Source organism: Nocardia sp. NPDC050175 (assembly GCF_044459885.1).
Taxonomy (GTDB): domain Bacteria; phylum Actinomycetota; class Actinomycetes; order Mycobacteriales; family Mycobacteriaceae; genus Nocardia.
In genome coordinates this window covers 251,776-270,376 of sequence record NZ_JBITJI010000003.1, presented here as the reverse complement: position 1 = coordinate 270,376, position 18,601 = coordinate 251,776, and the positions used below count along the sequence as shown (strand labels likewise).

Genomic DNA, 18,601 nt, shown 5'->3' with positions numbered 1-18,601 from the left:
CGCTGAGGAGGCCGACGCTATGCGGTCAGCTGTACCTGCATCTGGAGACGTTCTGCCACGTGGTAGATCTCGATGATCCGGCCGTCAGCCACCCGAACGATGTCGGTGCCGTTGAACGAGACCGGACGCCCACTGGCGGGTGCACCGAATGCGTCTTCGGCGTGGGTGGCCGTCATCCGCCAGTGGCTGACCACCCACCCGTTGGGCAGTTCCCGCTGGAACACAATCTCGTGATGAGTATCGGTGAACCCGATCCGAACTTCACCGATCAGCATCCGCATGCCCTCGATCCCAGTAGGGGCGCCGGGAACCGGATTGTGATCGATCAGATCCGGTGCGAATACCTTGTCGACTCCGGTGACATCTCCGGTGTCATAGAGCGCGTAGTGAGTGGTGGCGATCGAGATGGCCGAGCAGACATCAGTTTTCATATCGTCTCCTATCGGGTGAGCTGCCACTGGAGCTGCAGAAGGTCTTCCACGTGATAGATCTCGGTGATCCGGCCATCGAGGACACGCACGATGTCGGTACCGGTCAGGGAAATCGGCCTGCCGCTGGCGGACAGCCCGAACGCGTCTCCGGTGTGGGTGGCGGTCATCCGCCAGTGGCTGACCACCCAACCGTCCGGCAGCTCCTGCTGGAACACGATCTCGTGGCGGGTGCCGGTGAACCCGTCGCGCACCTCGCCGATCAAGAACCGCTTTCCCTCGATCCCCGAGGCGATCCCGGCCACCGGGTTGTGATCGATCAGGTCGGATGCGAACACCTCATCGACTCCGGCCACGTCTCCGGTGTCATACAGCGTGTAGTTGCGGGTGGCGACCGCGATGGTCGAGCTGAGTGCTGTCGTCATGTCGTTCTCCCTGGGGTTGGTGTCGTGGCAGCCGAGTCAGGCAACAGAACGTAGATACGATTCGAGGACGACGATTCTGCCTCGAGCCCAATCCCGGTATCCGGGTTCGATTCCCACATGTTCGATGCTCAACCGCCCGCGGAACGTGGTGATGATGTAGGCGGGTGTGTAGGGCATCTTCCCCATGGCAGCCGCGAGGTCGGCCTGCGGATGGTGCCGAATGATGCCGCGGAAGTCCTCGAGTTCGACCCCGACCGGCGAACGCAGCGAAGGGATCCGGCCCCAGTTGGTGTCGGGAATCGTGTCCGGCATCCGGTACTGCAGGAATGACTCGGGAAACTGCAGGGCCGAGCGGTGGACGGCGCCCTCGGCGAGCCCGTACCGCAACTCTTCATTGACGGCCCGCGCGAGATCGGCAAGCCCGGTGGCGTCACTCGATGCCGTGAATGTGGCGTAGCCCAACGCATTTGTCACTTCGAGTCGAGCCACCGCCGGCGTCATTCGGGTCCGCAGGTCCACGACGTAGCAGTACGGGATCTCGGCGAGGGGGACATTCTTGACATCAGCTTCGGTCCGCAGGATCGCCGCGGTCACCAAGCCGTTGACCGTCACCTGGTGGCGGCGCCCGAACTCGACCAGCGCGGTCGTGGCCGCCGCGTCGAGCCGGCAACGCACCGGCGGGTTCGACACGGGCTGCTGACCGGTATCGCTCGATTGTTCCGGGCCGGGATCAATCGCTACCGGGGTCGAAGGTTCAGCGTCATCGAAACCGCGCTTGGCGATGCCTCGATCGGCGAACAGCGTCTCCAACGACTCTGGATAACCACGAGAGGCCGTGACCACGGTATTGCCTTGTGCCATATCGGTATAGAGCGACCACAGATCATCGAGCACCGCCAGTACATACTGCCCGTCGGCGATGCTGTGGTGGGTCAGCAATGTGACGGTCGCGCGATCACCGTCGCGCACAACATGCAGACCCGATAGGACGCGACCCGGGTCCAGGTCGCACAGCGGATCGTCGATATCCCCCTCGCACACGGTCAGGCTCGGCAGCGGTGCGGACGGTCCGACGACCAGGTGGCCACCGTCGGCCACCGCCAAATGCGTGACCAGCACGGGGTACCTACGCCGCACACCCTCGAACGCATCGGCTAGAGCGGCCAAGTCCAACGGACCGCGCACCCGCACCGAACATCCGACAACCGTCCCGAGACGAGCCCACAGCTCCTCGCTGGGAGCCAACAACCGAACCGCGGTTTCCACCATGTCGAACTCCTTTACGTAGCGATATGGGGCACCTCGTCAGGCGAGGTTGGTGTCCTGCTCAGCTAGCCAGGCCGCGACAGTGTGGGATTTGGTGTCCAGTAGTCGAATGGAGCTGGTGGTCGCCTTGGGCACCGGCGGCGCCGTGAACGACGAAGGTCATGTCACATAACTCCTTACGTGAGCCGATGGATAGGGCTGGTCGAACGTGGGCCGTGCTTCGGCTGGATATCGCGCGGCGGGACCAGACGTGCTGGCCACGAAAGCTTTCGTGTTCAGTTGCCCCAGCGGCCAGCGTTGGCCGAGGCTTCCAAAGCGGTTGTGTAAGGCGGGGTCTCGCGTTCCCGGATTTGGGCAGCGGTCAGGGTGTAGGGCAGTGCCTTCTCCGGGCGGCGACGGGCTTGCGCGATGATCTCGTCGGCGATGGTTGTCGCAGTGGAGTGGCGGGGGTAGGCGCGGTGGATTTCCGCTCCTTGCGCGTCGGTGATGCACTCACTGCTGAGGTCGAAGTCGATCCCGCTACCGAGATGGGTAAGTTCGGTGAGCAGGCCTCGGCGTCCGGCGATGCCGAGGCTGGTGTGCAACGCGATGGCATCCCACACCGCGTCCACGTCCTTGGCCGCCATGCCCTTACCGGTGAGGAATTCCGCCGCAACGTCGGCGCCGTCGACCTCGAAACGCTGGTGCCTGTCCCCCCGCTCGGTCAGCCCGATATCGTGCAGCACGCAGGCATGGAACAACAGGTCCGGTGCCAGCTCCCGGTCGAGGTCGATACCGCGATGGCGGGCGAGCAAGCGGGCGAACAACCAACTGCGGACGCTGTGGTTGGCGACGGCGACACTTTCGGTGCTCGTGACGAGGTCGAGGACATCCCGGGCGAGCGGACTATCTGGAATCACCAGGACATCGCTCGCAGTGCTGGCCCCGGCATCGGCCTCCGAGGAGGCTGCGGCGCTGGTCAGAGGTCCACGGTTGTTCATACGGCCAAGTCTGACCCGCGAACGACGGCATGCCCAGTGGCTGAATAGACATCTTCCGATAGTATTCAGACACATGGAGCCCCACCGGGTAGTCGTGCTGGTCCTGGATGCCGTCGAGCCTTTGGAACTGGCGATGGTCGCCGACCTGTTCAGCCGACGCTCCGGGCTGCCCTACCACGTCGAACTCTGTGCCCAACGGCCCGGCCTGGCCCCCACCACTGCCGGATACCGGATCCAAATACAGCACGGTCTGGACATGCTCGACACCGCCGACACCGTGATGGTGCCCGGCTTCGAACCCCACGACCAACCCCCACCCCACCAGGTCACCGACGCGCTGGCCCGTGCGCACGACCGGGGCGCCCGCGTGCTGTCGATCTGCACCGGAGCGTTCGCCCTGGCCGCGGCCGGCCTACTCGACGGCCGCCGAGCCACCACCCACTGGCAACACGCCGACGAACTGGCCACCACCTACCCGACCGTGCAGGTCGAGCATGACGTCCTCTACATCGACGAGGAAACAATCCTGACCTCCGCCGGAGTCGCCGCCGGCATCGACCTGTGCCTGCACCTCATCCGCCGCGACCACGGCATCGGGGCCGCCAACCAGCTCGCCCGCCTGATCGTGGCCCCACCCCACCGCGACGGCGGCCAAGCCCAATACATCCAACGCCCCGTCCTACCCGGCCCCGGCTCCACCTTCGCCGACACCCTCACCTGGGCCCGCGACAACCTGCACGAACACTTCACCGTCGGCGAAATGGCCCGCCGCGCAGGCATATCCGAACGCACACTGGTACGCCGATTCATCGCCGAACTAGGCCTCACCCCGATACGCTGGCTCATCGCCGCCCGCATCGACCTCGCCTGCGAAATCCTCGAACAAGACGATTGCGGCATCGACGAACTCGCCCGCCGCGTCGGCCTGGGCACCGCCCCCAACCTACGCACCCATTTCCGCCGCCTGGTCGGAACCACCCCCGCGGTTTACCGACGCACCTTCGGCAAACCCACTGGGTAGGTCACGCTGAATCACTCCGCGGGAACGCTGATTACCTGACTATCCCGCAAAATGCTGATCGCGAGCAAAAGAGAGATATGAGCTGCGCGGCGATGCGCCGTCCGTCTGTGAGCTGCGGCCAGCATTCGTCGGCCGACGACCCTGTCACATCTCGGACTGTCTCGGCAAGCACGGGATTTCGGGTGGTGGCCAGTCGCTGATCGGTTGGCAACCAACGACTCTGGAACATCCGGTATTAGCCGAATGCCGTGCATCCTCCGCGCGCGTTGGCCGTAGCGGCTGGCAGCCAACCAGATCGCGCGGATCGGAAGGCGCACTGGCGATTCGGCTGTCTACGACGGGGGCGTTTACGGAAACCGCGTCTGGCTGACCAACAACGACTGCGCCTATGTCGCGGACATCGTCTCACCAGAGTCATGAGCTTCGGTCTGGCCGTGGGTAGCGTCAGCTAGTGCCCTGTAATGCTGCTTCCCGCGCCGACCGAACCGGTCGGCGCAGATCGGTCGAGGATCAACGGACCATGGCCATCTGGGTCCTCGGCCGAATGCAACCGTCATGCCGCTGACCGAACGGTCTAGGGGTCGTTGAGCAAGATCAGTGTGGCCGACAACCAGATCCGGCCCACTGCCTTCTGCCCCGCCGACAGCGAGGCAGGCGGGCCGGAAGACTGTTCCTGGAGCCTGCGCACGCTCAGCGTCTACGAGGAGTGCGTGCGGACGTACTCGATCGCGCGCTGAACAGAGGTGATTTTCGGAGCTACTTCGTCGGGGATCTCGATGCCGAACTCTTCCCCCAAGGCCGTCATGAGAGCAGCGACGCTGACATCGTCAGCTCCGAGGTCGTTGACAAAGGAGGCTTCGGATATTGTTTTTTCCACCGAAACGCCGAGTTGCTCGGACACGATCGTCTTGACGCGCTTCGATACCGGGGTTACACCGCTGCCGTGCGGCGCTTGGCCTTTGACTCCTTGGTTTCGACCGCCAGACCGCCGAAGAGGGTGGCGAACGAATCCAGCACGGCCTATGCCCGGCTCGGTAGGTCAGCCAGTTGAGGATAAGTCCGTCGATCACGGTGGTGAGCATCCGGCTCAGCACCGCACCGCTGATGCGCCATCCACCTTTCACGTAACCGCAAGTGTCAGGTGCGCCCTGTTAGCTACATCCAGATCCCGCCGCCGGGTCGGCCCGAACGCTGCTTCGATAACGGAGAAGGACGGGCGAACTCTACTTAAGTTGATGACCATTCCGAAGAAGTCGGCCGCCGAAATCAGAAAATATCTGACTTTACCTGGGAGTATGCTAGATCACACGGTAGTTACATTGACGATCATTCACCAGTCGGTCAGGCTGAGCCACATGACTTGGAGCAAACATTCAGCAATGTTCACCGGGTGGCGTACGGCATCGCCCGAATACGGTGCCGAACTGTCCAGGAGTTCGGGGCGAGCACGCAATCCCTTGATGGGAGCCGCGATCGCCGGGTAGGCGAGCCAGTCCGTACTGATCCCGCTCCTGATCCTCGACGATCGGCGACCGCGCCCGCTGCCACGCACACCCAAGGAGTTCCGAAGATGTGCAACTTACGTCATACACCGCTTGGCACCAGTCCGTTCGAGACTCCCGAACCACTCGACACCGCGGCGACACCGATCGCATCCGGCCACGACGAACACGGCATACGGCATACGGCCGAGTTCAAGGCGGCGAAATGAACCGTAACAAAGGCCTTTTCGGCGAACGGCTGACACTGCTGTTCCAAGCGGCGGGCACACCTCCGACGAAATCTGTTGTCCGCGCGGTCAATACCCGAACCAACGGCGCGATGACCGTCACCGAGCAGCGAATCAGTAACTGGCGCAGGGCTCACCGGGTGCCCGCCACCTTCGACGCGGTGCGCCCGGTACTCGAGGTGCTCATCGGTGAGGCCACCAAACGCTGCGGCGCGATACCCGGTTTCGATCGTTCGCTCCTCGATCTGAAGAACTGGCGTGCGGATTGGCAGGCTTCCCGATCGGATGCTCACGTCGTTGCCTATGACCCGGATCGGGAGCCATACCGCGGCCTCGCCCCGTTCCGCGCCGAGGATGCCGACATATTCTTCGGCCGCGAATCGGCGCTACGCCGACTAACCGACCTGGTCGAATCCTGCGCGGCCGGCGACAAATCACTGGTGCTGCTGCTCGGCCGTTCGGGCACCGGCAAGTCGTCACTGCTCACCGCCGGGCTACAGGCCCACCCAGGAGCACGCACACCGATCCTGCTCACTCCAGGCGCCGATCCCCTCGCCGCGCTACGTACCATCCCCGATTCCAGCAACGGCGATCGACTGATCCTGGTCGACCAGGGCGAAGAGCTGTTCACCCTGTGCCCGGACGAAGCGGCGCGCAATGCCTTCCTCGATGTAGTGCACAAGCTGGCAGCAACCGACGTGGTCGTGCTGGCCCTCGATATCACCTATGTCCCCGACATCATGAGCTGCGATCGGCTCGCCACCGCACTGCGCGAGCGTTCGATGCTGCTCAGCGCGATGACCGATGACGAACTGCGCGAAGCGATCACCGCCCCCGCCGCCGCGATCGGCGCACGAGTGGACCAGCACCTCGTCGATGCCCTGCTCGCCGATGTGCATACCGCCACTTCCCCCGATCGCCGTGCCGCCCTCCTTCCACTGCTATCGCACGTCCTGCGGGAGATCTGGTCCAAGCGCAAGAGCAAAACCCTCACACTGGACCTGTACCAAGTGGCGGGCGGCATCTCGGGCGCAATCGCCGCGACAGCCGAACGGGTGTGGTCCGAGCTCGGCGACAACGAACGCGAAACCGCCAGACGAGTTCTCGTCGCGCTGACCCTCGTCGGGCCGCACATGATCACCCGCAATCGGATTCGCATCGACATCCTCGTCGGCGAATCCACCGACCCACAATGCGCCTCGACGATCATCGGCAAGTTCGTGGCCGCGCGCCTGCTCGTCCAACACGACGGCGAGGTCGAACTGCTGCACGATGCGCTGCTCACGGCGTGGCCCAGGATGACGGCCTGGCTCACGCAGGAAGGGGAACTCGCCCCCGCCCGCCAACGCATCGAGGACGACGCACGCGCCTGGTCGGCCGGCTGCCGCCCCGCGACGCTGCTCTACGGAAAAGGACGCCTGGACAACGCGATAGAACTCGACGCGCGCACGAATTCACTGAACCGCCTCGCGCGTGAATTCATTGCCGAGTCCGCACGCGCGGAGGCGCGTAGGACACGCACGCGGCTGCTAGTGCTCGGTGCCATCGGCCTGCTCACGGTCGCGGTGGTCGCACTGGTCTGCGCGATTATCGTCCAGCGCGCCACCAGCCACGACCAATGCGGCGACGACGCCTTCCGCTTGTGGCGCAGTACCGATCGGCTGGCCGTCGAGTCCACCGCAGCGCTGTCGAACACACATTCGGGCGCGGTCACGACGATCGTTTTGAGCGTCGGCAGCAGTTGGATCACGCCCACGGCTCGCTGACCGACTTTCCCGCTCGACGAGGGCACTACTATGCGGGGTTTCTGAGTGCGAGGCGACAAATTCACGACCGGCAATTCGGCAGTAGGCAGCCCCGCCCACCGCGACATCGAGGGCTGCTGATCACATACCTCCAATGAACCGTTTCAGGCGGTTGTCGAGCGTCAATTGATCCCGCCGTAAGCATATTGTGCGCATTGGGCAGACATCCACAGCGTTGGCACAAATACGCGTCTGCATGCGGACAGAAACACCGACTACGCCACTCAGCGTGTGTGCAGAAATATCTGAAACCCTGCGCAGCCGAAAGCATCACTGGCGACATTTCGGGGACTGCGTTGCTACATGCGTCGCAAAACTTTTCAACCCCCATGCCATAACTATTGAATAATGAAAATAGCCTGGCGATTATCTAAACACCCCCTCCTACCTGCACACATACCGATATGTCCGAATTCAGACTTTGACTCTCTCAATCAATCAACGGAACCATATTCACCGTGAAGAACTATCGAAATTACCCATCCATCATCCGATCTGCATACACATCTGTACGCAGTGGTAGCCGAATTCGTTCGACTCTGACCTCGGCCACCGTCGGCGCACTGATTGCTATTCCCTTTGCCGGGATGGCAGCAGCTCATCCACCGCCACCCGGATGCGCCATCGACAATTCGGCACCGAACATGCTGACGCTCTCCTGTCAGCCCGGAGCAGGGCAAGATCTGCACGCCTTCCTCCGCTGCCGAGACGCCATCGGCGTTCTGCACAGTCACATCGGAATCACCATCGGAAACACCGGTGGAGTATCTCGGGCGGAATGCGGTCCCGGCGAAAACGGTCCGCAATAGCTCTACCGTCCGATCTTCATTTCGTCCGTCCGGAAGCCAGTCATGCCCGGTTCGCCGGGATCGATCGAAAGGTGTTCGACAATGCGGGTGAAGACACGTCAGATCACAACAACCAAGGCCCAGGCAAAGCACCGCCGGGTGACCAGCCGTAACCGGCGCGGACTGAGCGCGGCCGCGGCCTTCGCCGGATTGGCCACGGTCATGATGTCCGGTGCACACGCCTCGGCCGACGCCCCACCCGACCCGGTCGGGATCGGCGATATCAACGGTGTGTTGTCGAACCTCGGCACGACGGTCAGCGAGCACCTCGACCCGAAGACGCGGTCGATGATCGATTCAGGGTTATCGGCGGTCGGCAACGCCGCGGGAGTCACCCCGTGGGGCGCCGATATCGATAATGCGGTGGGCATGGCCAGGCGCAGCCTGGGCGCCGCGATGACCGCGCCGATACCGAGCGCGCCGGTGCCCGACAACACTCCAGTGGGTGCGCCCATGCCAACATCGTCCGCACCGGCCGTCACCGATCTGCTCGGTCCGGTGTCGCAGCCGGTATCCGATATCGCGGCCACGGTCGCCCAGATCGCGGGCACCGGAATAGATCTGGGTCAGATCGCGACATGGGCCGACAGCACGTTCCAGAACGGACCGCTGCGCCAGCCGATCAATGATCTGCTCGGATTCGTCACGGAGGCAACCGAAATGGCCGGCGCGGGACGCCGCAACAATGGCGTCGACGCTATCGACGACCTGATCAGCCAGGCCGCCGAAGCTTTCGGATTCCCGATCAGCGGACCCAATCCGGCCGCGGGCCTGCGGGATCTGCTGACCTCGTTCGCCCACGGCGTGGGTGACATGCCCAATCCGGTCGGCGAATTCGTCCGATCGATCTCGCCCGAACTCATCGATGTTGCTGTGCCGCTGCTGGATTCGCTCGGCACGGTGCTGCGGGCCCCAGATCCGCTGCGAGAGTTCGCGTCCATGCTGACCGGACCGACCGCCGCCAACCTGCTGTCGACGGTGCGCACGGACCTACGACAGGTGGTCGGCCTCGCGCTCAACCACACCGGACTGCTCATGCTGCCCGCCCTCGCACTGCTGCCGCTGGCCATCCTCGCGCTGCCGATCATCGGCGTCCTGATCCTGCTCGCGATCCCGGTGCTCATCGTGGCCGCCTTGATCGCGCTGCCGGTATTGCTCGTCATCGGCATCGTGCTGACCATCCTGACGCTGCCGATCGCGCTTCCGCTGGTCATCCTGGCCGCTCCGTTCGTCATCGGCGCGGCGGCGCTCGGGCTGGCCGGCGGCGTACTCGTGCTGGCGGCGGCGGTCTTCGCCTGGGCCATCGGCGCGGCATTCATCGCCGCGGTCTACGCAGCGGTCGAGATCGTGCAACACGTCGTACCGCTGGTCGGTCTCGCGATCACCGCGGCGCTGATCCTGCTCGTCCCCGGAATCGGACCGCTGCTGGCACCAATAGCCTTCGCCCTGGCCACAGCGCTGCCGATGTTCATCGGCGTGGCCATGCTGTTCGCCGGACCGCTGATCGGCGGACTACTCGCGGTGACCGGCGCGGGCATCATCATCGTCGGCGGGGCCGCGCTGCTTTTCGCTGTCCTCGCGGCACTGGTCGTCGTCACGATCATTTTCCCACCGCTGGCGCTGATCACCATTCCGCTCGGCCTGATCATCGCCATCGGCGGCGGTCTCGCGGTCGCCGCGGTCGCGCTCGCGGTCGTCGTCGCCACCTTCATCGGGACCGCCGGAATCGTCGCATTGACCATGGCCTGCTCCGGCCTGACCGCGACAGCCATCGCGGCAGCCAGCGTAGCCATGCCGTTCGTGGCCTTCGCGGTTCTCGCCATCGACACGGTCGGCCTCATTCTGCTGAATCCGCCACTGGCACTGCTGTTGTCACCGCTGATCTTCGGTGCGTTCTTGGCGACCATGTTCTTCAACGTCGCCGGCTCCGCGATCGCGGGCCTGCTATTCCTCGGCGGAATCTCGGGCGCGCTCATCGTCACCGGTCTAGGACTACTGGTAGCGGCGGCGCTGGGCGCTGCCGTACTGGCCTTCGCGCCGATGCTGGTCTTCCCACCTCTGGGGCTACTCACCATCCCGCTCGCGGCACTGATCTTCGGGGTCATCGCCGTCGGCATCTTCGCCATCTTCAGCACCGTCCTGGCCGCATGGGCCATCACCGCACTCGCCATCGTGATCGTCGCCGTGGCATCTCTCCCGGTGCTCGCCATCGCTACCGGTGTACTCGCGATAGCGGGGGTGATCGCAGCGGCGGTACTCAGCCTGCCATTCCTGATCTTCGGTCCACTCGCACCGATAGTCGCGGGACTGGTGATGACACCGATCTTCGGCGCAATACTCGGCCTGGCGACCCTGCTGATCAGTGCGGCAAGTGTGATCATCATCGGAGTCGGCATCGTGGCACTCGCCATCCTGCTGATCGGCATCCCGACCCTCGGCGAACTCATCGCCGCACTCGCGGGCGGCATCCTCGCGGTCGGCATCGGCATCCTGCTAGCACTCGCCGGAGCCATGGTCCTCGCGCCGGTCCTGCTCGCGGTGCTACCGGTATTGGTCATCGGCGCACCGATCCTGTTGGGACTGCTGGCACTCGGCGCGATCATCGCAGCACCGATCGTGCTGGGGCTGTTGGCGCTTGGCGCACTCGCCATCGGCGCACTGGTAATCGGTGCACCAATCGTATTGGGGCTGCTCGCATTGGGCGCACTCGCCGTCGGAGCCCTCGTTCTCGGCGCGCCAATCGTGCTGGGGCTGCTGGCATTGGGTGCGCTCGCCGTGGCAGCGGTCGTGATCGGGGCACCGCTCGTCCTGGGCGCGCTGGCCCTCGCGGCTATCGTTGGCGGACCGATCGTGCTGGGGCTGTTGGCGCTTGGCGCACTCGCCATCGGCGCACTGGTAATCGGTGCACCAATCGTGCTGGGGCTGCTCGCATTGGGCGCCCTTGCCGTGACGGCTGTCGTCATCGGGGCACCGCTTCTCCTGGGGGCGGTCGCCCTCGCCGTCCTCGTTGGCGGACCCATCGTCCTCGGGCTGCTGGCGCTTGGCGCACTCGCCATCGGCGCACTGGCAATCGGTGCACCAATCGTATTGGGGCTGCTCGCATTGGGCGCCCTTGCCATCGGAGCCATCGCTCTGGGCGCACCATTTGTGCTGGGGCTGCTGGCGTTGGGCGCGATCACCCTGGCAGCGGTCGTGATCGGCGCACCGCTGCTTCTGAGTGTGCTCGCCCTCGCGGCCCTCGTTGGTGGGTCAATCATCCTGGGACTACTGGTTCTTGGCGCACTCGCGATCGCTGCGGTAGTCATCGGTGGCCCACTGCTATTCGGCGCATTGGCCATCGCGGCGCCTTTTGTGATCGGCGGAGCAATCATCCTGGGGACACTGGCGCTCGGCGCACTGGCGGCTGCCGCGGCAGTCGGGGGCACCTTGCTCTTCGGCGCTATCGCCGTGGCGATATTAGCCGCGCTCGCGGTGGCGGCCGTCGTCATCGGCACACCGATTGTGCTGGGCGCGTTGGCAATCGGCGCTCTAGCGGTCGGCGCAGCAGTGGTCGGCGCAGCAGTGGTCGGCGCAGCGGTGCTACTAGGTGCCATCGCCGCGCCGCTCGTTTTGGGCCTGCTGGTCATGGCTGCGCTCGCCCTGGCCGCGCTGGCCGCGCTGGCCGCGTTAGCTGTCGGCGCTGCCGTAGTCGGCGCCGCGGTCGCGATCGGCGCGTTGGTGGTGACCGCGATTGCCGTCGGCGGACCTGCACTGGCGATCGGCGCTCCGATTCTGCTTGCCGCACTGGCACTTATGGTCGCGATGATCGGCATTCCGCTGTTCGGAGCGTTCGCCTTGGGTGCGGCGGCAGCCGGGGTTGCGGCGCTCGCACTCGGCGGTGTCGCGATGGCAGGGCTGCTCACGGTGGCGGTACCGATCGTCGGCGCTCTCACCATCGCGCTGATGGTGCTGGGTTTACCCGCGGTGGTCGTGGTACCGCTGGTGTTCGTCATACCGATCGTGCTGATCGTGGTCGTACCGATCACCATCAACAACACCTCGGTGGTGGAGTACATCATTTCGGCCCTGCGCGCCGAGCAGGACCAGCACGGCGAGAACCGCGACTGCACCGGCGGAGCCATGCGGACGGGAACCCAGCTCCTCGACGGCCCTCCCCCGGCGACGCCCACCGCAGCGCTGATCGCCTCGCTCCAGCAGGTGCTCGCTCCGCTACCGCGCACCGAGAAGGCCACTGCGCCGACACCGCGCGAACCCGCGCTTCCGCTGGTCGGGCAAAATGCCGCAGACGGTTCGATGCACACCGCCGCACCACAGGAGTTGGTCAACCTCGCACTGTGAGGCACTGACTCACCCCGGGATCGGTCCGGCACCAAGGTCGAAGTAAAGCCCCAAGTGCCGGACCGATCCGCAGCACCGACTCGAAAGATGGCTACCCGCAAGCCTGGTCGTCGAGCGACACACGCTGTCGATTCGTCGATAAAGGTCCGTACCACCAGTGGCAGCAAGGCGCTGGAGAGGCTGGCGCCAGCAAGATTCTCAGAGTCCTGACCGAGGAAGTCTCGCCGAAGGGCCTGCGACATCCGGGCCGTGTTCGGTGTGCCGAGCGAGGACGATGCGTCGAGGCGATTCAACATCCTGGACTGGTAACCGACACCGACAGCCCAAGGATGATGGGGCCCTCTGAGAGTCCTCCCGCGCATTCCGTCGTCATACCAGAACTGCGGTGAACCTCCAGTCCAGCACTGGTCGGGGTCCGTCGCTGCCGTCGGCATGCACCACCGTCCGCAACTGCGCTGTTCCGCCACCGCCAGGAAGGCGCGCGAGGTGCCCGACCGTCAGTTTGCTACGCAAAGTGTCGCCCTCGTATACCGGCCCGGTGTGCTCACAGGACTGCCACGCCAACACAGTGACCATTGCGGGCAGCGCACGGGAAACCTGCGCAAGCGCCAGCCCGATGGTGTGCCCGCCATAGACTAATCGGCGACCACCGGCCACAACCGAATCATGGTGCACCTCAGCGATATTGAGTGTCAGCCGAGCGAGCTCGGGGGCACTTGTCACCACGTCGGCACCGACGATATCCCACCGCATGCCGGGAACAAGTTCGTGAAATCGCGGGCCGGGCAACGCTTCTGCGGCGGCGTCGAGTGACCAGCCCTCGATGGCGTCCGCGCCGACGACGGAATCCGCTCCGACAGTGGCGAGATCGTCCGCGTGACCGGTATCCCGATCACCATCGCGCAGCGGGATCATCGCACAGCGATAGAAATCCAGAACTCGTCGGCGGTGTTGATCGTCGGTAACGATGTACAGCGCCGCGAGTCCGGTGGCGGCTCGTCCGGGTTTGCGCTGGTTCTGGCGCAGCGCGACCACAGTGGTGGTCGTGGTCAGGGTGTCACCGATGCTCGGCGCGCGACGGAAGGTGAGTCCGCGATAGAAGAGATTGGCCTTCACGTGGCGGGTCGCCACGGTCGATTGTCCGATCGCGACGTTCCACACCAGCGCGGGATGGGCCAGTGCACCGCCGGTGACACGTTGGCTCAGCTGAGCATCTAGTGCTAGGCGTAGCCGGTCTCCGAGGATCGCCTGATGCAGTGCTGCGCGACCTTCGGTCAACGTGAGTGCCGGGGCGGTGTCGAAGCGTTGACCTATGGTGAGATCGTCGAAGTAGGGCCCGTCAAGAGTCTCCGAATCCCCTACCTGCACAACAGGATTTGTCATGCCGCTCCTTCATGGGTCCTGGACAGCACGCGGCGTGCCCAGACCGCGACTGCCTCATCGATCATCGCGCCGTCCAACGTCGCTGCCCCGATCCCCCGCCCATGGCTCTCCGTCAGCGCCGCCAGAATCCGCCGCGCCTTGTCGACCTCGTCGACGCCCGGCTTGAACGCTTCCTGAACGGCCAACACATGTCGCGGATGAATCACCCACTTGCCGTCGAACCCCAGCCCGACCGCTCTGTCCACACTTGCCAGGAATTCGTCATCGACCGCGACACCGAGGTGCGGCCCGTCGATCGCGGCAAGCCCGGCCGAGCGCGCCGCCACCAGCACCGAGTCCTGCGCATAGTGCCAAGATTCAGGCGAGACCGCAGTCCGCCCGAGCGAGGCCGCGAGATCGGCATAACCCAGCACCAGGGCACCGAGTCGCGGTGCAGCCCCCGCGATCTCGCGCACATTCGCTACACCGCTCGCGGTTTCGATCAAGGCTTGGACAACAATCGGCTCCCGTAGTCCCGCAGCCGCTTCGGCACCCTCGAGCAGCCGGTCGATAAACTCGATATCAGCGGCGCTCTCCACCTTCGGCAGCATGACCGTCGCCACCCCGAGCCCGACGCAAGCCAGGACATCCAAATGGCACCACGGGGTACGCGGCGCATTGACCCGCACGCTGACCGCCACGGACAGGTCCCGCAACTCCCCCGCACAACTCGCGGCAAGGCCGTCGCGGGCCGTGGCCTTCTCCGCGGGTGCGACCGCGTCTTCGAGATCGATGATCACACCGTCGGATCCGGCCTCGAGAGCCTTGGCGATCAAGCTCGGGCGAGAGGCCGGCACCGACAACCACGATCCCCCTGGGCATTGCGCACCCCACCTCGATGTCCCCATTCGCCACCCTTACTTCCCGCTCGACAAATTTTAATCTATATTAAACTAAATATCAGCGCACGGCGCTCTAGGGTCACCTCGCGTAGGAGATAGATACAGATGCCTTTGTCCGCCGACGAGAAGATCGTCGTCAAGACCGTGCGCGACTTCGTCGACCGCGAAGTCAAGCCTGTGGTGCACGAGCTGGAGAAGAACAACACCTACCCCGAGGCCCTCATCGAACAGATGAAGCAGCTCGGCATCTTCGGCCTCGCCATTCCCGAACCCTATGGTGAGGCACCGGTTTCGATGCCCTGCTATGTCGGGGTCACCGAGGAACTCGCCCGCGGCTGGATGAGCCTGGCCGGGGCGATGGGCGGGCACACTGTCGTCTCGAAGCTGCTGCTGACCTTCGGCACCGAACAGCAGAAGCAGTACTACCTGCCGCGGATGGCGACCGGCGAGATCCGCGCCACCATGGCGCTGACCGAGCCCGGCGGCGGTTCGGATCTCCAGGCGATGGCCACCGTTGCCGCCATCGACGGCGACGAGTACGTGATCACCGGCGCCAAGACCTGGATCAGCAACGCACGCCACTCCCAGCTGATCGCGCTGCTGTGCAAGACGGACCCGAAGGCCGAGCCGCGACATCGGGGCATCAGCATCCTGCTGCTGGAACATGGTCCGGGACTGACGGTTTCACGCGATCTACCCAAGCTCGGCTACAAGGGCGTCGAGAGCTGCGAGCTATCCTTCGACGGTTACCGCGCGCCCCGATCCGCCGTGCTCGGCGGTGTCGAAGGCAAGGGTTTCGCGCAGATGATGAAGGGATTGGAGACCGGCCGTATCCAGGTCGCCTCGCGCGCTCTCGGCGTAGCCCAGGCCGCGTTCGACGATTCCCTGCGCTACGCCCAAGACAGACAGAGCTTCGGCAAGCCGATCTGGCAGCACCAGTCGATCGGCAACTATCTGGCGGATATGGCGACAAAGCTCACCGCGGCAAGACAACTCGTGCTCTACGCGGCCGAGCGGTTCGACTCCGGGGAACGCTGCGATATGGAGGCGGGCATGGCCAAGCTCTACGCCTCCGAGGTGGCGATGGAGATCGCGCTGAACGCGGTCCGCATCCACGGTGGTTATGGCTACTCCACCGAGTACGACGTGGAACGCTATTTCCGTGACGCACCGCTGATGATCGTCGGTGAGGGCACCAACGAGATCCAGCGCAACGTGATCGCCGCGCAGTTGGTGAATCGAAACGGGCTCGGCCGCTGAGACAGTGGCGACCCGCGCCCCTCGGCGCGGGTCGCCAGCCGGTCATCCGATCGGCTCCCCTACCGGGTGCACTTCGCGGATTCTGTCGACAACGATCTTGGCGGTCTCCGCGCAGGCGGTTGTGCCGCCGTTGGCGTATTCCTTGACGGCGTCACCGACGTTCCATAAGTTCGCGATCGGGGTTGTGTTTGGCAGGTCGTATCCGGCGACCGCGCGTTGTGGCGGCCAGCCGTCGCGGGTGACGTTGATCGAGATGATGCGGGCTTCGTCGAAACCGTCGATCTGGTCGCGCAGATCCTGCAGCAGTAGTTCGGTTTCGGCGACCTCGTCGAAATCGCCCACGGCGGGCTTGGGCACCGAGGTACCGACATACAGATTCCAGCCCGCGGGCGACATCTCCGGGCACAGCTCAGAGAAGTTCGCGACGTAGCACAGGCGCCGGGTTGTGGCGAAGCTCAGCATGCCCGGCGCCTTGATGAGCTTTTCCTGGCTGGCGAAGTTCACCGAGATCATCGCGCACGGACGGTTCGCTTTATCGACGATCTCGACATAGTCCGCCGGAAGGTTGTCTCGGCCGACCACATCGAGGGTGGCGAACGGCCCGATGTCACTGACCGCGAAACCACAAGTGACGTCGATCAATTCATCGTCACGCCGGATGCTGGCGCCGGTGACCTTGCCGTCGGTGACAGCGAGCGAGGTGACCTCGCTGGACAACCACACCTGGCCGCCGTTGCTCTGCACCACGTCGGCGAGTGCCTGCCAGATGCCGATGGTGCCCTGTGGTGCGAAACCGAACTTCTTGAATGCGCTCTTGCGGGTGAAGTAGGTGAGGAACACCCGCGCGGGCAGTTCCTCCGAGCCGACGGCGAAGACCGAGCCGCACATGTTGCGGAAGATGCCGTGCACCGATTCGTTCTTGGTGTATTTGGCGACCCAGTCCGCGGTGGACAGTTCGTCTTCGGGCAGCCCGCTGTCGTTGCGTGCCGCACCGAGACCCGAAACCAGTTTCGCGCCTTGACGAGTCAGCTTCGACAGCAGGAACCCCCAGCCACCGCCGGTCACGTCGACGTCCTTGTCACCGATCCGGTACAGGATCGGCGGTTGCGGCGACCGGAGGTCGAATTTGGCGCCGACCTCGTCGAAGGTTTCCTCAGTGATGCCGCCGGTCTCGATCACGATCGCGCCGTTGTTCACCTTGAAGCCGTCGATCTCATCGGTCGAGGCGCGGCCGCCGACCTTGTCCAAGCGCTCTACTACGAGGGTGCGGTAGCCGAGGTGCGAGAGCCGGGCCGCGGTGAACAGTCCACCGGCTCCGGCACCGATGACCAAGGTGTCCCAGGTTTTGTTGTCTGTCATGGTGTTCCTCAGCCGAGTGGGTTGGTGCCGGGTTCGGCACCGGACAGGTCGGTGATCTCGGCCCATTGCGCGGCGAGTTCATCGATGCTGGGTGGGGTGGCGAAGGTGACGCCCTTCGTCGCGAACTGCGCCACGCGTTGTACCCGACCGCCGCCGACGATGAGAACCGTTGCGGTGTCGGTGCATTCGTCGCTGACCAGGTATCCGACGACCGGAGCCACGTGGGCGGGCGGCAGGGCGGCGAGCATTTCTGGTGGCGCGATGTCCTCGGTCATCCTGGTCGCGGCAAGGGGCGCAACGGCGTTGGCGAGGATGCCGTATTTGCGGCCCTCGATCGCCAGGGTGTTGATCAGTCCGACCAGGCCGAGTTTCGCGGCACCGTAGTTGGCTTGGCCGAAGTTGCCGTAGATGCCACTGGTCGAAGTCGCCACCACGACTCGGCCGTGGTGCTGTTCGCGGAAGTGCGGCCACGCGGCGCGGGTGACGTGGTAGCCGCCCCAAAGATGCACGCGCTGAACGGCTTCCCAGCTCTCGGTGGTCATCTTATGGAAGGCGCCGTCGCGCAGGATGCCCGCGTTGTGGATGACGCCGTGCACCGTGCCGAACTCGTCGACGGCGGTCTTGATCAGTGCGGCCGCACCGTCTTCGGTGGCGATGTTGTCATAGTTGGCTACGGCGATACCGCCGGACTCGCGGATCTCGGCCACCACACCGTCGGCCATCGCGCTGCCCGCCCCGGTGCCGTCGCGGGCACCGCCGAGATCGTTCACGACCACAAGCGCACCTTCCCTGGCGAGCAGCAACGCGTATTCGCGCCCCAAACCGCCACCCGCTCCGGTGACAACGACGACGCGATCGGTAACTCCTGGCATTTCGTT

Annotated in this window: 14 protein-coding genes; 5 read left to right on the top strand and 9 right to left on the bottom strand. The window is 64.7% G+C overall.

The features are described 5' to 3' along the window. Nucleotides 1–17 precede the first annotated feature (17 nt). The 4 genes from ACIBK2_RS12200 to ACIBK2_RS12185 all read right to left on the bottom strand — a co-directional run bounded on the left by ACIBK2_RS12200 (nt 18) and on the right by ACIBK2_RS12185 (nt 3,099). Complete coding sequence (locus ACIBK2_RS12200) at nt 18–431, bottom strand: ester cyclase (RefSeq protein WP_396966390.1); 414 nt, start codon at nt 429–431, stop codon at nt 18–20. An 8-nt stretch (nt 432–439) separates the two neighbouring features. Then, nucleotides 440–853 (bottom strand): ester cyclase, encoded by a 414-nt coding sequence (locus ACIBK2_RS12195; RefSeq protein ID WP_396966388.1) that lies wholly within the window; start codon nt 851–853, stop codon nt 440–442. Nucleotides 854–889: 36 nt separating this feature from the next. Further along, nucleotides 890–2,122, bottom strand: coding sequence for a hypothetical protein (locus tag ACIBK2_RS12190; RefSeq protein ID WP_396966386.1), 1,233 nt, complete (start codon nt 2,120–2,122; stop codon nt 890–892). A 272-nt stretch (nt 2,123–2,394) separates the two neighbouring features. Then, complete coding sequence (locus ACIBK2_RS12185) at nt 2,395–3,099, bottom strand: HD domain-containing protein (protein WP_396966384.1); 705 nt, start codon at nt 3,097–3,099, stop codon at nt 2,395–2,397. A 73-nt stretch (nt 3,100–3,172) separates the two neighbouring features. On the opposite strand from ACIBK2_RS12185, the gene ACIBK2_RS12180 reads away from it, so the two are divergent. Together ACIBK2_RS12180 and ACIBK2_RS12175 are read left to right on the top strand one after the other, a co-directional pair. After that, entirely contained in the window at nt 3,173–4,120 is a 948-nt protein-coding gene (locus ACIBK2_RS12180; protein ID WP_396966382.1) for a DJ-1/PfpI family protein, read from the top strand. A 584-nt stretch (nt 4,121–4,704) separates the two neighbouring features. Next, nucleotides 4,705–4,857 carry a hypothetical protein gene (locus ACIBK2_RS12175; RefSeq protein ID WP_396966380.1) on the top strand — a complete coding sequence of 51 codons (153 nt, stop codon included), beginning with the start codon at nt 4,705–4,707 and terminating at the stop codon, nt 4,855–4,857. Here the strand turns inward: ACIBK2_RS12175 and acpP are convergent. Beyond that, a complete protein-coding gene (acpP, locus tag ACIBK2_RS12170; RefSeq protein ID WP_396967209.1) occupies nt 4,818–5,024 on the bottom strand; it encodes an acyl carrier protein in 207 nt (68 codons plus the stop codon). The two genes, ACIBK2_RS12175 and acpP, sit on opposite strands and share 40 nt — an antisense overlap. Before the next feature lie 803 nt (nt 5,025–5,827). Between acpP and ACIBK2_RS12165 the strand changes: the two genes are divergently transcribed. Together ACIBK2_RS12165 and ACIBK2_RS12160 are read left to right on the top strand one after the other, a co-directional pair. Next, a complete protein-coding gene (locus ACIBK2_RS12165) occupies nt 5,828–7,615 on the top strand; it encodes an AAA family ATPase (protein WP_396966378.1) in 1,788 nt (595 codons plus the stop codon). A gap of 929 nt (nt 7,616–8,544) precedes the next feature. Next, nucleotides 8,545–12,840, top strand: coding sequence for a hypothetical protein (locus ACIBK2_RS12160; RefSeq protein ID WP_396966376.1), 4,296 nt, complete (start codon nt 8,545–8,547; stop codon nt 12,838–12,840). 369 nt (nt 12,841–13,209) lie between these two features. Here ACIBK2_RS12160 and ACIBK2_RS12155 read toward each other — a convergent pair whose 3' ends face one another. Together ACIBK2_RS12155 and ACIBK2_RS12150 are read right to left on the bottom strand one after the other, a co-directional pair. After that, a complete protein-coding gene (locus ACIBK2_RS12155; protein WP_396966374.1) occupies nt 13,210–14,223 on the bottom strand; it encodes an acyl dehydratase in 1,014 nt (337 codons plus the stop codon). Beyond that, entirely contained in the window at nt 14,220–15,059 is an 840-nt protein-coding gene (locus tag ACIBK2_RS12150) for an HpcH/HpaI aldolase/citrate lyase family protein (protein ID WP_396966372.1), read from the bottom strand. The genes ACIBK2_RS12155 and ACIBK2_RS12150 overlap by 4 nt, the downstream gene beginning before the upstream one ends. A gap of 150 nt (nt 15,060–15,209) precedes the next feature. Here ACIBK2_RS12150 and ACIBK2_RS12145 point away from each other — a divergent pair, with 150 nt between their 5' ends. Then, complete coding sequence (locus tag ACIBK2_RS12145) at nt 15,210–16,364, top strand: acyl-CoA dehydrogenase family protein (RefSeq protein ID WP_396966370.1); 1,155 nt, start codon at nt 15,210–15,212, stop codon at nt 16,362–16,364. Nucleotides 16,365–16,406: 42 nt separating this feature from the next. Here ACIBK2_RS12145 and ACIBK2_RS12140 read toward each other — a convergent pair whose 3' ends face one another. Together ACIBK2_RS12140 and ACIBK2_RS12135 are read right to left on the bottom strand one after the other, a co-directional pair. Further along, complete coding sequence (locus tag ACIBK2_RS12140; RefSeq protein ID WP_396966368.1) at nt 16,407–17,723, bottom strand: phytoene desaturase family protein; 1,317 nt, start codon at nt 17,721–17,723, stop codon at nt 16,407–16,409. A gap of 8 nt (nt 17,724–17,731) precedes the next feature. After that, nucleotides 17,732–18,595: an SDR family NAD(P)-dependent oxidoreductase gene (locus ACIBK2_RS12135; RefSeq protein WP_396966366.1), complete on the bottom strand. Its 864-nt coding sequence runs from the start codon at nt 18,593–18,595 to the stop codon at nt 17,732–17,734. Between the last annotated feature and the right edge of the window lie 6 nt (nt 18,596–18,601).

Bases quoted from the DNA above. Each gene is read 5' to 3' on its own strand.
- ACIBK2_RS12200 (WP_396966390.1), bottom strand. From the start codon at position 431: ATGAAAACTGATGTCTGCTCGGCCATCTCGATCGCCACCACTCACTAC.
- ACIBK2_RS12195 (WP_396966388.1), bottom strand. From the start codon at position 853: ATGACGACAGCACTCAGCTCGACCATCGCGGTCGCCACCCGCAACTAC.
- ACIBK2_RS12190 (WP_396966386.1), bottom strand. From the start codon at position 2,122: ATGGTGGAAACCGCGGTTCGGTTGTTGGCTCCCAGCGAGGAGCTGTGG.
- ACIBK2_RS12185 (WP_396966384.1), bottom strand. From the start codon at position 3,099: ATGAACAACCGTGGACCTCTGACCAGCGCCGCAGCCTCCTCGGAGGCC.
- ACIBK2_RS12180 (WP_396966382.1), top strand. From the start codon at position 3,173: ATGGAGCCCCACCGGGTAGTCGTGCTGGTCCTGGATGCCGTCGAGCCT.
- ACIBK2_RS12165 (WP_396966378.1), top strand. From the start codon at position 5,828: ATGAACCGTAACAAAGGCCTTTTCGGCGAACGGCTGACACTGCTGTTC.
- ACIBK2_RS12160 (WP_396966376.1), top strand. From the start codon at position 8,545: ATGCGGGTGAAGACACGTCAGATCACAACAACCAAGGCCCAGGCAAAG.
- ACIBK2_RS12155 (WP_396966374.1), bottom strand. From the start codon at position 14,223: ATGACAAATCCTGTTGTGCAGGTAGGGGATTCGGAGACTCTTGACGGG.
- ACIBK2_RS12145 (WP_396966370.1), top strand. From the start codon at position 15,210: ATGCCTTTGTCCGCCGACGAGAAGATCGTCGTCAAGACCGTGCGCGAC.
- ACIBK2_RS12140 (WP_396966368.1), bottom strand. From the start codon at position 17,723: ATGACAGACAACAAAACCTGGGACACCTTGGTCATCGGTGCCGGAGCC.
- ACIBK2_RS12135 (WP_396966366.1), bottom strand. From the start codon at position 18,595: ATGCCAGGAGTTACCGATCGCGTCGTCGTTGTCACCGGAGCGGGTGGC.